This window comes from Glycomyces dulcitolivorans (genome assembly GCF_003265355.1).
Classification (GTDB): domain Bacteria; phylum Actinomycetota; class Actinomycetes; order Mycobacteriales; family Micromonosporaceae; genus Glycomyces; species Glycomyces dulcitolivorans.
The window spans coordinates 1-13861 of the sequence record NZ_QFRW01000262.1 but is presented as its reverse complement, the minus strand read 5'-3'; the positions used below and the strand labels follow the sequence as shown (position 1 = coordinate 13861).

Genomic DNA, 13861 nt, shown 5'->3' with positions numbered 1-13861 from the left:
GTCGGTCGACGCCGCCCCGTCCGCGGGAGTCGGACTGTCGGCGGTCATTCGCGCTCGTCCGCCGTCTTCCTGCGCCGCAGCGCGAACACGACGCCGCCGGCGATGACGACGACCGCGGCGGCCGCGACGGTGATCCAGATCCAGGCCGGGGTGCCCTCGTCCTCTTCGGCCCCGACCGGCTGCGCCGAGGCGTAGGCCCACGCGTAGCCCTGCTGGCCGGTGATCATGCCGCCCTCGCTGGGCTGGAGGACCAGGCCGGTGATCTTGTCGCTGTTGTACGCCTCCAGGACGTTCTGGTAGTACAGGTAGATGACCGGGGTGTCCTCGTACATGAGGGCCTGCTGCTGCCGGACGAGCTCGGCGCGGGCGTCGGGGTCGGACTCGACCTTCTGCTGCTCGTGGAGCGCGTCGAACTCGGGGTTGCAGTAGTTGTTCTCGCTGGAGCGCTCCGTGCCGTCGGTGAGGGTCGGGAGCACCGCGCAGGTGTGCATGCCCAGCTGCTCGGTCGGGTTCGGCCCGACGCCCCAGCCGGAGAACGCGATGTCGAACTCGCCCAGGTAGGCCAGGTCGTTCAGGGAGCCCTGCTCGATGGCCTCGGGCTTGATCTCCAGGCCCAGCTCGGCCCACCACTCGGACACGAACTGGACGACGGTGGCGTAGTCGGTGTTGTCGGCGTGCTGGTAGAACCGGAAGCTCAGGCGCTCGCCGGTGCCCGGCATGGTGCGGATGCCGTCGTCGCCGCGCACGTACCCGGCGTCGTCGAGGAGGGCGTTGGCCGCGTCGATGTCGAAGGCCAGCAGGTCGTCCCCGCCGTCCCAGTGGTACTGCTCGAAGATCTCGGGGATGATCGAGGTCGCGGGCTGGCCGTTGCCGTCGAGGACGGTGTCCACCAGGGCCTGCTTGTCGATCGCCATGTGCATGGCGCGCCGGACGATCGGGTCCTTGAGCGCGGGGTGCCCGTCGCCGAACTCGGTGCCGTCCTGCGTCACCGAGTTGTAGTTGATCGTCAGCGAGACGTACCGGCGGCCCTGGGCGTTGTTGACGGTGATGCCGTCCTGGCCTTCGAGGGCGCCGAGCTGGGCCGGGTTGAGGCCCGAGACGATGTCGACCTCTTTGGCTTCGAGCGCGGCCACGGCCGCGTCGTTCTCGGCGTAGTAGTCGAAGACGACCTCGTCGAACCCGGGCGCGCCGTCCCAGTAGTCCTCATTGGCTTCGAGGCGGATGAACTCGTCGGTCTCGTACTCGGTCACCTGGAACGGGCCGGAGCCGACCAGCGGCAGCTGGTTCGCGTCGTCGGCCGACGGGTCCGGGAACTGCGACCAGACGTGCTCGGGGACGATGAACACCTCGCGGGTGAGCACGTCCCACGGGGACGGCTGGGCGAGCGTGAGCACGAACGTGGTGTCGTCCGGGGCCTCGGCGCTCACCAGGTTCCCGGCGAAGTCGATGTTCCAGTCGTGGATGGCCTGGTTCTCGATGAGCAGGCCGTACGTGTAGGCGACGTCCTGGGCCGTCAGCGGCTCGCCGTCGGACCACTTCGCTCCCTCGCGGATCGTGAACGTCCAGGTGAGACCGTCCTCGGACTCCTCCCACTCGGTCGCCAGACCCGGCACCGGCTCGTAGTCGGTGCCCATGCGCACGAGCGTCTCGTACGTCATCATGCTGGTGTTGTAGGTGATCACGAACCGCCGCTTGAACGGGTTGAACGTGTCGACCTCCTGGCTCGTGGCGATGAGCAGGGAGTCCGTCTCCTCCTCTTGGGCCGCCGCGCCGGGCGCGGCGACCGCCAGCGTGCCTGCCGACAACAGGAGTACGGCCGCGGCGGAGAGGAGCCGCCGCGTCAGGGCATGGGGATTCATGGGGTGCAGGTCCTCGCATTCGGTTCCGGGCGCCTGGGCGTCTCCGCGGGCGTGCAACTCGCCGCGGGACCTCAGGGTATCGGACAGCATGACGGAACTCTTCTTGACTTGTCAACGATGTGAAGAAAGTTTTCATTGCCGCAACATGGGGCCCCTACGAACTCCGGAACCCGCTGAGACGGACCCGCGTTTCCAGTAGATTCACGTCGTCGCCATAGGTAACTGGGGGGTCACGGTGTGGAACTGGCTTGAGGACTCGCTCGTCGCGCACCCCGAGATCGCGATCTTCCTCGCGCTCGGCCTCGGCTTCTTCGTCGGCAAGCTCAAGATCAAGGGCATCGCCCTCGGCCCCGTCACCGGCACCCTCCTCGCCGGCGTCCTCGTCGGCATCGTCTTCACCGGCATCGACATCCCCGACCTCGTCAAGACCGTCGCCTTCGTCGCCTTCCTCTTCGCCCTCGGCTACAACGTCGGCCCCCAGTTCTTCGCCGGACTCAAAGGCGACGGGCTCAAGCAGGTCCTCCTCGCCGTCGTCAACTGCCTCGTCGGCCTCGGCGTCGTCATCGTCCTCGCCAAGGCCCTCGGCTACGGCCCCGGCTGGGGCGCCGGCCTCCTCGCCGGCGGCCTCACCCAGTCCGCCGTCATCGGCGTCGCCGACTCCGCCATCGCCGCCCTCCCCGGCCTCAGCGCCGACGAGATCAAGGAGATGGAGTCCCAGGTCGCCGTCGGCTACGCCGTCTGCTACCTCTTCGGCACCGCCGCCGCCGCGTTCTTCCTCTCCACCCTCGCCCCCCGCATGCTCGGCTCCAAGAGCCTCGCCGCCGACGCCCACGAGATGGAGAAGCAGCTCGGGGTCGCCAAGGAACCCGGCATCGGCCCCGCCTACTACTCCGTCGTCCGCCGCTCCTACCGCGTCACCGGCGGCTCCGTGGTCGGCCGCACCGTCGGCGACCTCGAACAGCGCGCCCTCGACCTCGGCCACCGCATCATGTTCCACGACCTCCGCCGCGGCACCACCGTCCAGAAGACCACCTCCGCCACCGTCATCGAGACCGGCGACGTCGTCACCCTCGCCGCCCGCCGCCCCGACCTCGTCGCCCTCGGCGTCGACCAGTGGGGCGAAGAGGTCGACGACGAGGAGCTCCTCGACTACCGCGTCGAGACCCTCGCCATCGTCATCACCAGCAAGAAGCTCGCGGGCCAGAAGATCGGCCCCGCGTTCGCCGAGCACGCCCCGCGCCTGTTCGTCACCAAGGTCGTCCGCGGCGGCCAGGAGATCCCCTGGAGCGACGACACCGTCATCCACGCCGGCGACGAGATCACCGTCCAAGGCGGCACCGAAGAGGTCGAGGCCGCCGCCGGCGACCTCGGCTACCCCAACCGCGCCTCCGACGCCACCGACATGAGCTACGTCGGCATCGGCATCGTCCTCGGCGCCCTCATCGGCGTCCCCACCATCGCCGTCGCCGGCGCCGACATCGGCCTCACCACCTCCGGCGGCGCCCTCATCATGGGCCTCGTCTTCGGCTGGCTCCGCGCCAAGTCGCCCACCTTCGGCCAGTTCCCGCCCGCCGCCAACTGGATGCTCTCCACCGGCGGCCTGTGCATGTTCGTCGGCATCGTCGGCATCATGGCCGGCCCGAACTTCGTCGACGGCGTCAAGTCCGAGGGCCTCAGCCTCGTCTTCGCCGGACTCGTCGTCACCCTCTTCCCGATGCTCGTGACCATGTACCTCGCCAAGTGGCTGTTCAAGACCCCCGTCCCGATCAACCTCGGCATCACCGCGGGCGCCAACACCACCACCGCCTCCATCGGCGCCATCACCGACACCGCCAAGAGCCAGGTCCCCGTCCTCGGCTACACGATCCCCTACGCCATCGGCAACGTCCTGCTGACGATCTGGGGCGCGGTCATCGTGGCCGTCCTCGCCTGACCTGAAAGGGAAATCGACCATGACCACGGTGAACCGCGACGAAGAACGCCGCCTCGAAGGCCTCAGCCCCTTCGAGCTCAAGAACCGGCTCATCGAACTGGCCGGCGAGAACGAGAAGGCCAACGCCCTCGCCATGGTCAACGCCGGCCGCGGCAACCCCAACTGGACCGCCACCGCACCGCGGGAGGCCTTCTTCCTCCTCGGCCAGTTCGCGCTCACCGAGACCCGCCGCGACTGGGACGAGTTCGAGTCCTTCGGCGGCATGCCCCAGAGCGAGGGCATCGCCCAGCGCCTCGACGACTACCTCAAGGCCAACGCCACCGCGCCGGGCGCCTCCGCGCTGGCGTCCTATGTCGCCCACGGGACCGACGTCCTCGGCTTCGACGCCGACGCGTGGGTCGGCGAGCTCGCCGACGCGATCATCGGCGACCACTACCCGGTCCCCGACCGGATGCTCGCCCACGCCGAACAGGTCGTCCACGCCTACCTCGACGCCGAGATGGGCGGGGCGCCGAAGGGCGGCTGGGACCTGTACGCGGTCGAGGGCGGCACGGCCGCCATGTGCTACCTGTTCGACTCCGCGCAGGTCAACGGCCTGCTGCACCGCGGGGACCGGATCGCGCTCATGGTCCCGATCTTCACGCCCTACCTGGAGATCCCCAAGCTCGACCGGTACGCGTTCGACATCGTCCCGCTGGAGGCCTCGACCACCGGCGAGACCGGCATCCACACCTGGCAGTACCCCGACTCGGAGATCGACAAGCTCAAGGACCCGTCGGTCAAGGCCCTGTTCCTGGTCAACCCGTCGAACCCGCCTTCGGTGAAGCTCGCCGAGGCCACGCTGGAGCGCATCAGGGACATCGTCGCCAACCACAACCCGGGCCTGACGATCATCACCGACGACGTGTACGGCACGTTCACCGAGGGCTTCACCTCCCTCATGTCGAGCCAGGCGGCCAACACGATCGGCGTGTACTCGTTCTCGAAGTACTTCGGCTGCACCGGGTGGCGCCTCGGCGTCATCGCCATCGCCCGCGACAACGTCTTCGACCAGCGCATCGCCGCCCTCGAAGAGACCCGGACGGCGACCCTGCGCGAGCGGTACGCCTCGATCACGCTCGAACCCGAGAAGCTCAAGTTCATCGACCGCATCGTCGCCGACTCGCGCGACGTCGCGCTCAACCACACCGCCGGGCTCTCGACCCCGCAGCAGGTCCAGATGGTCCTGTTCTCGCTCCACTGCCTCACCGACGCCGAGGGCGCCTACAAGCGGGACTGCCGGGCCGTCATCGCCCGCCGCCTGAAGCAGCTCGTCGAGGGCCTGGACGTGCCCTACCCGGACGACCCGGAGGCCGCGAACTACTACGTCGAGCTCGACCTGCTCTCCTGGGCCCAGCGCAACTGGGGCCCGGAGTTCGCCGACTGGATGCAGACGAACTACGAGCCGGTGGACCCGATCTTCCGCCTCGCCCAGGAGGAGTCGGTGGTCCTGCTCAACGGCGGCGGCTTCGACGGCCCCGAGTGGTCGGTGCGCGTGAGCCTCGCGAACCTCCGCATGGACGCCTACAAGCGGATCGGCGCGGCCCTGCGCCGCATCGGCGACGAGTACCACGAGGCCTTCCAGGCCTCCAGGCGCTAGGGGCCGGGCATGGACTGGATCAAGTCGACACTGGAGTCGACGCCCGAGATCGCGCTGTTCGTGTGCCTGGCGCTCGGGTTCGCGGTCGGCAAGGTGCGGATCTGGAAGATCTCGCTCGGCGGCGTCGCGGGCACGCTCATCGTGGCGATCTTCCTCGGCATGTACGCCGACATCGAACTGAACGACCAGGTCAAGTCGATCGCGTTCGCGCTGTTCATCTTCACGCTCGGCTACATCTCGGGCCCGACGTTCTTCGCGAGCCTCAACCGCGCGAGCCTGCGCTACGCCACGTTCACCGGCATCGAGGTCGTGTCGGTCCTGGCGATCACCGCCGCGGCCGTCCTCATCATGAACCTCGACGTCGGCACGGCCGCGGGTCTCCTCGCGGGCGGCGCCACCGAGTCCGCGGCGGTCGGCACCGCGACCGACGCGATCGGGCGCCTCGACCTGTCGGCCGACGAGATCGCGACGCTCCAGGCGAACGTCGGCACCGCGTACTCGATCTCCTACATCTGCGGCCTGATCACGATCGTGCTCCTGTCGAGCCAGTTCTTCCCGCTCATCATGCGCGTGAACCTCCGCGAGGAGGCCGCGAAGCTGTGGGCGAAGCTCGGCGGCGCGACCGACGACGCCACCGCCGCACCCGCGGCCCCGGCCGTCGTCGGCCGCGAGTACCTCGTCACCACGGCCGCCGGGAAGACCGTCGCCGAACTCCAGGCCGACCTCGGCGAGGCCACCGTCGAGGAGGTCTTCCGCGAGGGCGCCAAGGTCAAACTCGACCCGGCGCTCACGCTCGCCCAGGGGGACAGGATCCTCCTGGTCGGCCGCCGCGAAGCCGTCGTCGGCGCGTCCGGGCGCATCGGGACCGAGGTCGACCTCGACGAGTCCATGGGGATGAACCTCGACCTTGCCGACGTCGTGGTGACCCGCAAGGGCTATAAGGCGTCGACGCTCGCCGACATCAGGCGCCAGTTCGAGGACGAGCGCCAGGGCATCTTCCTCCAGCGGATCACCCGAGGCGACCACGAGCTGCCCGTGCAGCCCAAGACGATGATCCAGCGCGGCGACACGCTGCGCCTGTCGGGCGCCTCGCGGGACATGCAGCGCGTGATCCCCATGATCGGCTTCCGCATCGACCCGAAGGTCACCTTCGACATGGTGTTCATCGCGGTCGGCGTGGTCCTCGGCTTCCTCATCGGCATGCTGGTGTGGACGGTCGGGACGATCCCGCTGACGCTCGGCACCGGCGGCGGCTGCCTGCTCGCGGGCCTGCTGTTCGGGTGGATCCGCTCCAAGCGGCCCACCTTCGGCCAGTACGACTCCGGCGCCGCCGACGTCATCAAGACGCTCGGCCTCGCCACCTTCATCTGCGCGGTGGGCCTCTCGTCGGGCCCGCAGGCGGTGAAGCTGGTGGAGCAGTTCGGCATCGGCCTGCCGATCGCGGGCATCGCGATGACCGCCATCCCGGCGTTCATCTCGCTGTTCGTGGCCTGGAAGCTCATGAAGCTCCCGGCGCCGCTGACACTCGGCGCCGTGACCGGCCAGCAGTGCTCGACACCCGGCGTCACCGCCGTGCAGGGCGCCGCCGGCAACGCCACGCCGCTCATGGCCTACACGATCGTCTACGCGTTCTCCAACGTCGTCCTGCCGCTGCTGGGACCGATCGTGGTGGCCATGGCGCACGCGATCGGTTAATCGGTTGTTCCGAACGGGTGAATACGTTCGGGGGAACTGTCGGATCATGGGCAGTGAAGCGCTCCAAGGCGGGACGGCACGGAACACTTGACGGGTCATCGACCACGATGTCCGTTTTCCGAATCCGTGAGGTCCCGCCTTGACCGGTTCCGATCCGGCGCCGCGCGGTGTCGCGGCCAAGCTGATCCTCCTGCTCCACGAACTCGCCGCCCACCGCGAACCGGTGGGCGTCACGCACCTGGCGCGCCGCACCCGGCTCCCCAAGACCACCGTCCACCGGCTCCTCGCCGACCTGGAGGCCGGCGGCGTCGTGCACCGGTCCGCCCGGCGGTACGCGCTCGCCGGGCCCGAGTGGCGCGACACGGCGCCTTCCCGCGAGCACCGCCTCCGCAAGGTCCTCAAACCCCATCTCCTGGAGCTGTACGGGCTGACCGGGCACGTGGTCACCCTCGCGACCGCGCGCGGCGACACCGCCCGCTTCCTGGACGTGCTGTATCCGCACCGGTTCACCGACGCGATCCTGCGCACCTCGGCCGCGGTCCCGCTGCACTGCACCGCCACGGGCAAGGCGCTGCTGGCCTTCGACGCTGCGGCGGCCGACCGCTACCTGCGCGAGGCCGACCTGGTCCGCTTGACCCGCAACAGCATCGGCACCAGGCGCGCGCTCGACCAGGACCTGGTGGAGGCCCGCCTGCGCGGCGTCGCGGTCGACCGGGAGGAGCACGTCCTCGGCTTCTGGGGCCTGGCCGCGCCGGTCACCGGCGCCCGCGGCACCGCCGTCGCGGCCCTTGGCCTGGCCGGGCCCGTGCACGGCTTCCAGCCCGCCGCGCACGTCGCCGACCTGCGCGCCATCGCCAAGGCCGCCTCCGACGCCGTCCAGCGCCTGGGGTGAGGCCGCGTTCCGCAGACCGGAACAAGCGCATTCCAGGGGACGGAACGAACGGATCGGACGGCACCGCACGGCAACGGTTCTCCATACGCTCCCTGCATGTCGACGCAACCGGTCCCGGTGGTCGGGCGCCCGTTCGCCCGCTTCGCCCAGCAGGTCGGCGGTCTCACCGCCGACGCGGCCCTCGCCGGGCTCCGCGACGGGACCCTGGCCGGCGCCGACCTCGTCCCCGGGCAGGGGCTCACCGAGGCCGACCGGGCCGCGCTCGGCGCGGTCCGGCACCGCCTCGCCGACGCCGGGCTCTACAAGACCGACCCCCGCAACGTCCTCATCGCCGACCTCGTTCAGACCGAATGGCACCACTGGCGCGCCGACCTGGTCCTGCACCCCGCCAACGCGGTCCTCGCCGACCGCGACAACGGCACCGCCCACGTCCCGGGCATGGTCGAGCTCGAAGCCTGCCTCCAGATGGCCATGGCCGCGACCGAGCGCTACCTGCTGCCCTCCCGGGGCGACTACGCGTTCACCACCAAGGACCTCGCGATCCGCTTCTCCTCGTTCCTGTTCCCGCTCCCGGCGGCGGTCGAGCTCCGTGCCGACCGGGCCGACTGGCCCCACCACGACGTCCTGGCCGCCGACCTCACCGCCGTGATCGTCCAATCGGGGCAGACGGTGGCGGAGATGCGGTTCCAGGCGCGCGTGTTCGAACGCGCCCACTTCGACTCGATCGAGACCGCCCGCGCCCGCGACGCCGCGCGCGCGACCCGAACCGACCTGCTGGAGCAACGATGAGCCACCTGCCACTGGAGGGCCGCCGCGCCCTCGTCACCGGCGCCTCGCGCGGCATCGGCCGCGCGATCGCGCTCGGCCTCGCCGAAGCGGGAGCCGACGTCGCCGTCCTCTCCCGCGGCGGCCCCGCCCTCGACGCGGTCGCCGCCGAGGTCAAGGAGCGCGGCCGCCACGGCGTCGCGATCACCTGCGACGTCACCGATCCCGACCAGATCGACGAGGCCGTCGCCGCGTCCGTCGACGCCCTCGGCGGCCTCGACATCGCGGTGAACAACGCCGGCGGCTTCGCCTGGTCCGGCCCGTTCCTCGACCTCACCGCCAAGGACTGGGAGTACACCCGGGCCCTCAACCTCGACGCCACCGTGCGCCTGCTGCAACGCGTCGGCGCCCACCTGACCGCCCAGGGCTCCGGCGCCGTCCTCAACGTCGTCTCGATCGCCGGGCTCGGCGGCGCGCCCCGCCTCGCCTACTACGCCGCCTGCAAGGCCGCGATCATCTCCCTCACCAAGGGCCTCGCCGTGGAGTGGGCCGAGGCCGGCGTGCGCGTGAACGCCCTCGCCCCCGGCTGGATCGACACCAAGCTCACCAGCGGGTTCACCGCCCACGACCAGATCCGCCTGGGCCTCCAGGACGAGGTCCCGCAGAGCCGCTGGGGCGTCCCCGAGGACGTCGCCGACGCCGCGGTGTTCCTGTGCGGCGACGGCGCCCGCATGGCCACCGGCGCGGTCCTCGTCCTCGACGGCGGCCTGACCGCCCAGCTCTCCAAGGTCGCCCGCGACCTCCTCCCGCTCGGCCGCGCCGCGGCCTGACCCGAACGGACGCATCATGACCTGCACCGACCAGATCGCCAAAGCCCGCGCCGTCGTCGCCAAGATCCTCGAAGTCGAACCCGCAGAGATCAATGACCACGCCGACTTCCGCGCCGACCTCGACGCCGACTCGCTCCAGCTCGCCGAGATCGGCGCCGCCCTCGAAGACGAGCTGGGCCTGGAGACCGAGGCCCCGCCCGGGACGTTCGCCGAGATCCGCGACCTCCTCGCCGCCGAGGCCGCCGCGTGAGCCGCCGCGCCGTCATCACCGGCGCCGGTCCGGTCAGCGCCATCGGCACCGGCCGGGCCGCCTTCACCGAGGCGCTCCTGGCCGGGCGCAGCGGGCAGCGCGGCATCGGCGCCTTCGACACCGCCGGGTACCGCATCCGCCACGGCTGCGAGGTCCCCGACTTCGTCCCCGCACAGTGGACCGACCGCCCCGGCGAGCTCGGCCGCTCCGCCGCCTTCGCCGTCGCCGCGGCCCGCCTCGCCCTCGCCGACGCCGGACTCGAACCCGAAGCGCTGCAACACGAGAGCGTGCTCATCGCGATCGGGATCAGCGACTGCGACGCGGTCGAGGAGGACCGCCTCGCCGCCCAGCTCGCCGCAGGCGGACCGGCCGCGTTCGAACCGACCACCGTCGCCCGCTACACCGCCGCCTGCTCGACGAGTATCGCCGCCGAGCTCGGCCTGGAGACCGCCGAGACCGTCGACATCGCCGCGGCCTGCGCCGCCGGGAACCACGCCATCGCCCACGGCCTCGACGCGATCCGCCTCGGGGACGCCGACCTCGTCCTGTGCGGTGGCGCCGAGGCCTTCGGCCGCCGCATGTTCACCGGCTTCCACCGCGTCGGCACCCTCGCCTCCGAGGCCTGCCGCCCCTTCGACGCCGACCGCGACGGCACGGTCACCGGCGAAGGCGCCGGGATCATCGTCCTGGAGGAGTACGAGCACGCAACGGCCCGCGGCGCGCGGGTCCTCGGCGAACTCCTCGGCGCGGCCGTCAACTGCGACGCCCACCACCCCGTCGCCCCCAGCCGCGACGCGGTCGCCGAATGCATCCGCCTCGCCCACAGCGACGCCGGACTCCAACCGTCCGCTGTGGACGCCGTCAGCGCCCACGGCACCGGCACCCCCGCCAACGACGTCAACGAGGCGGGCGCCGTCCGCCAGGTCTTCGGCGACGCGATCCCGCCGTTCACCGCCGCCAAGTCGATGCTCGGCCACGCCATGGGCGCCTCCTCCGCCCTGGGCGCCATCGCCTCCCTCGCCGCCCTCGACGCGCAGCGCCTGCCGCCCACCGTCAACCACCGCCGCACCGACCCCGAATGCGACGTCGACTGCGTCCCGAACGAGAGCCGCCCCGCCGACCTCCGCGTCGTCGAGAACCACGGCTTCGGCTTCGGCGGCACCAACGCCGTCATCCTGATCGGACGGCCCTGACCATGCGCATCGCCGCCAGCGCCGCCTGGTCGCCCTACCCCGGCCGCATCACCGACGGACCGGCCGCCCCCGTCGACCACGCCGCGGCCCTCCCGCCCGCCGGCCTGATCACCGTCCCCGGCTTCGACACCGCGACCGAAGTGGGCCCCAAGGGCATCCGCTCGATGGACCGCGCCACCGCCTTCGCCGTCTCCGCCGCCGGAAAGCTCCTCGACGGAGCCTCTGGGAGCGACCGTGTCCCCGACGCCGACCGCGCCCGCACCGGCCTCGTCATCGCCACCACCGCGGGCAGCCTCAAGACGATCCTGCGCTTCGGCGCCGACTCGCTCATCAAACCCAAGCCGTACCAGGTCGACCCGGGCGCCTTCCCCGTCGCCGTCATGAACTACGCGCCCGGGCAGTGCGCCATCCGCCACCGCGTCACCGGCCCCAACACCGCCATCCGCGGCGGCCGCGCCGCCATGGCCCAGGCCCTGCGCTACTCCCGCCGCCTCCTCGCCTCCGGACGCGTCGACCAGATCCTCTGCGGCGCCACCGAAGAAGCCACCCCCGAGCGGGCCTGGCTCGAACACGCCGCCCGCCCCGCGGGCGCCGAACCGCACCCGGTCGGCGAAGGCTGCGTCATGCTCCGACTCACCGCCGCCGACGCCCCCGGCCCGCGCATCGCCGCCGTCGCCACCCAGCTCTCCACCGACCCCGCGACCGCCCTCGAAGGGGCCCTGCGCCGCGCCGTCGCCTCGGGCGGCACCCCCGAGCTCGTCGTCCCCACCGCTTCCGCCGACGGCCACGGCGGCGCCGAGACCAAGGCCATCCACGCCGTCCTCGGCCGCCTCCCCGAACCCGTCGACCTCTACGCGCGCACCGGCGACACCTCCGCCGCCACCCTCGGCTTCGCGCTCCTCGCCGCCCTGGAGACCGCCGCGCCCGGCACCGCGTTCGCGCTCACCGCGATCGACCGCACCGGCCTCGCCTGCTGCGTCATCGGAACGGCCTGACCGTGCCCGCCATCGGCATCATCGCCTCCGGCGCCTACGCCCCCGACCGGGTCGTCGGCAACGCCGAGGTCGCCGCGCCCCTCGGCATCGACCCGCAGTGGATCCTCGACGCCACCGGCATCACCGAGCGCCGCCGCGCCGCCCCCGAGCAGGCCGCCTCCGACCTCGCCGCCCGCGCCGCCGAGCACGCCCTCAAGCAGGCCGGACTCGACGCCGACGACATCGACCTCCTCGTCGTCGGCACCTCCACCCCCGACGAGCTCGGCCCCAGCACCGCCTGCCGCGTCCAGGCGCTCCTGGGCGCCCGCCGCGCCGTCCCCCTCGACGTCGGCGCCGCCTGCGCCGGATACCTCTTCGGCCTCGGCGTCGCCCGCGACTGGCTCGCCGCCCGCGGCGGCCGCGCCCTCGTCGTCGGCGTCGAGGTCTACACCCGCTTCATCGACCCCGCCGACCGCGCCACCGCCGCGATCTTCGGCGACGGCGCCGGAGCCAGCGTCCTCGGACCCGTCCCCGACGGCACCGGCATCCTGTCCCTCCACTTGGGAGCCGACGGCTCCCGCGCCGACGCCGTCCTCATCCCCGCCGGAGGCAGCCGCCGCCCCGAAGCGCCCGGCGACCACCGCATCCGCATGGACGCCAAAGCGATCCGCGAAGCCTTCGCCGAGATCTTCGGCGCCATGCTCGCCCGGACCCTCGCCGAGCACCGCCTCGACCTCGCCGACATCGACCTCCTCGTGCCCCACCAGCCCAACCCCCGGACGCTGCGCATGTTCGCCGCCGACCACGGCATCGACCCGAGCCGAGTCGTCGTCATCGGCGAACGCCTCGGCAACATCGGCGCCGGCTCCATCCCCACCGCCCTCACCGCGGCCGCCGCCGACGGGCGGCTCCGGCCCGGGCGGCACGTCCTCCTCATGGCCATCGGCGCGGGCCTCACCTGGGGCTCGGTCCTCCTGCGCTGGCCCGCGACCGGAACGGAAGCACCGTGAACCACGACCTCGACGACGTCGTCCCGACCGACCTCCGCGCGCTCTTCTCCGCCCCCGACTTCGCCCGCCCGCCCGGCCTCACCCCCGCCGAGACCCACGAGCGCACCTACCGGCTTCTGCGCCGCGTCGCCGCGGCCGAGCCGCCCGCCGCGCTCCTCGCCGACCCCGCCCGCCTCGCCGACCTCATGGGCTGGGCCGCCACCCGCGACCCCGCCCTGGGCCACGCCGTGCTCCTGCACTACTGCCTGTGCCTCAACGGGATCGCCACCTTCAGCCCCGACCCGGACGCCGCCCTCGCCGCGACCGAAGGCACCGTCGGCGTCCTCTTCATGACCGAGGCCGGACGCTCGAACAGCCACGGCGCCATCCGAACCGAGGCCCACTACGACCCCGGGACCCGCACCTTCACCCTCCGCACCCCCGACGCGGCCGCCGCCAAGTTCCCCGCCGCCGCCGCGCTCCCGCACGTCCCCAAGACCGCCCTCGTCTACGCCCGCCTCGTCACCGCGGGCGCCGACCACGTCTTCACCTTCCGCGTCCCCTTCGGCGGCCCGCACGGCGTCCCCGGCGGCATGCGGATCGCCCCCGTCCCCGAATCCACCGCCTTCCCCTCCGACTACGCCGCGGTCGCCTTCGACGGCACCCGCCTCCCGTTCGAGGCCTGGCTCTCCGACGGCGCGACCCTCGACGCCGACGGCCGCCTCACCGACCCGCTCGGGGACCCCGACGCGCGCCTGCGCCGCTCCATGGCCCCCGGCGCCGCGACCTGGCTCGCCATCGTCGCCGCCAACGCCGCGTTCGCCCGCGCGGCCGCGGCCGTC

At 72.1% G+C, this 13861-nt stretch carries 11 protein-coding genes and 1 pseudogene; 11 read left to right on the top strand and 1 reads right to left on the bottom strand.

Translation table 11 applies throughout. From position 1 onward, the window contains the following. Window positions 1–44: 44 nt before the first annotated feature. The gene (locus DI269_RS17410; RefSeq protein ID WP_198667515.1) at window positions 45–1859 is read right to left on the bottom strand and encodes an ABC transporter substrate-binding protein; all 1815 of its coding nucleotides are present in this window, start codon (window positions 1857–1859) and stop codon (window positions 45–47) included. 235 nt (window positions 1860–2094) lie between these two features. Here DI269_RS17410 and aspT (DI269_RS17405) point away from each other — a divergent pair, with 235 nt between their 5' ends. The 11 genes and pseudogenes from aspT (DI269_RS17405) to DI269_RS17355 form a co-directional block, all read left to right on the top strand. Continuing rightward, window positions 2095–3792 carry an aspartate-alanine antiporter gene (gene aspT / locus DI269_RS17405; RefSeq protein ID WP_112138135.1) on the top strand — a complete coding sequence of 566 codons (1698 nt, stop codon included), beginning with the start codon at window positions 2095–2097 and terminating at the stop codon, window positions 3790–3792. A 19-nt stretch (window positions 3793–3811) separates the two neighbouring features. Then, window positions 3812–5431 carry a bifunctional aspartate transaminase/aspartate 4-decarboxylase gene (locus DI269_RS17400; protein ID WP_112138133.1) on the top strand — a complete coding sequence of 540 codons (1620 nt, stop codon included), beginning with the start codon at window positions 3812–3814 and terminating at the stop codon, window positions 5429–5431. Between the two features lie 9 nt (window positions 5432–5440). After that, window positions 5441–7126, top strand: coding sequence for an aspartate-alanine antiporter (gene aspT / locus DI269_RS17395; RefSeq protein ID WP_112138130.1), 1686 nt, complete (start codon window positions 5441–5443; stop codon window positions 7124–7126). A 139-nt stretch (window positions 7127–7265) separates the two neighbouring features. Beyond that, a complete protein-coding gene (locus DI269_RS17390) occupies window positions 7266–8018 on the top strand; it encodes an IclR family transcriptional regulator (protein WP_112138127.1) in 753 nt (250 codons plus the stop codon). 96 nt (window positions 8019–8114) lie between these two features. Further along, window positions 8115–8807: an AfsA-related hotdog domain-containing protein gene (locus DI269_RS17385; RefSeq protein WP_112138126.1), complete on the top strand. Its 693-nt coding sequence runs from the start codon at window positions 8115–8117 to the stop codon at window positions 8805–8807. Next, entirely contained in the window at window positions 8804–9613 is an 810-nt protein-coding gene (locus DI269_RS17380) for an SDR family NAD(P)-dependent oxidoreductase (protein WP_112138125.1), read from the top strand. The genes DI269_RS17385 and DI269_RS17380 overlap by 4 nt, the downstream gene beginning before the upstream one ends. 16 nt (window positions 9614–9629) lie before the next feature. Beyond that, window positions 9630–9863, top strand: a complete 234-nt coding sequence (locus DI269_RS17375) for an acyl carrier protein (protein ID WP_112138124.1) — start codon at window positions 9630–9632, stop codon at window positions 9861–9863. Beyond that, complete coding sequence (locus tag DI269_RS17370) at window positions 9860–11056, top strand: beta-ketoacyl-[acyl-carrier-protein] synthase family protein (protein ID WP_112138123.1); 1197 nt, start codon at window positions 9860–9862, stop codon at window positions 11054–11056. Before DI269_RS17375 ends, DI269_RS17370 begins: the two co-directional genes overlap by 4 nt. Before the next feature lie 2 nt (window positions 11057–11058). After that, window positions 11059–12051, top strand: a complete 993-nt coding sequence (locus DI269_RS28690) for a beta-ketoacyl synthase N-terminal-like domain-containing protein (protein ID WP_198667514.1) — start codon at window positions 11059–11061, stop codon at window positions 12049–12051. A 2-nt stretch (window positions 12052–12053) separates the two neighbouring features. Continuing rightward, a complete protein-coding gene (locus DI269_RS17360; protein ID WP_112138121.1) occupies window positions 12054–13040 on the top strand; it encodes a 3-oxoacyl-ACP synthase III family protein in 987 nt (328 codons plus the stop codon). Continuing rightward, window positions 13037–13861 (top strand): annotated as a pseudogene (locus DI269_RS17355) (hypothetical protein); the annotation flags it as partial. The gene DI269_RS17360 and the pseudogene DI269_RS17355, both read left to right, overlap by 4 nt.

What these genes read in the sequence shown, in the direction of transcription:
- DI269_RS17410 (WP_198667515.1), bottom strand. Translation starts at nt 1,859, where the DNA reads ATGAATCCCCATGCCCTGACGCGGCGGCTCCTCTCCGCCGCGGCCGTA.
- DI269_RS17400 (WP_112138133.1), top strand. Translation starts at nt 3,812, where the DNA reads ATGACCACGGTGAACCGCGACGAAGAACGCCGCCTCGAAGGCCTCAGC.
- aspT (WP_112138130.1), top strand. Translation starts at nt 5,441, where the DNA reads ATGGACTGGATCAAGTCGACACTGGAGTCGACGCCCGAGATCGCGCTG.
- DI269_RS17385 (WP_112138126.1), top strand. Translation starts at nt 8,115, where the DNA reads ATGTCGACGCAACCGGTCCCGGTGGTCGGGCGCCCGTTCGCCCGCTTC.
- DI269_RS17380 (WP_112138125.1), top strand. Translation starts at nt 8,804, where the DNA reads ATGAGCCACCTGCCACTGGAGGGCCGCCGCGCCCTCGTCACCGGCGCC.
- DI269_RS17375 (WP_112138124.1), top strand. Translation starts at nt 9,630, where the DNA reads ATGACCTGCACCGACCAGATCGCCAAAGCCCGCGCCGTCGTCGCCAAG.
- DI269_RS28690 (WP_198667514.1), top strand. Translation starts at nt 11,059, where the DNA reads ATGCGCATCGCCGCCAGCGCCGCCTGGTCGCCCTACCCCGGCCGCATC.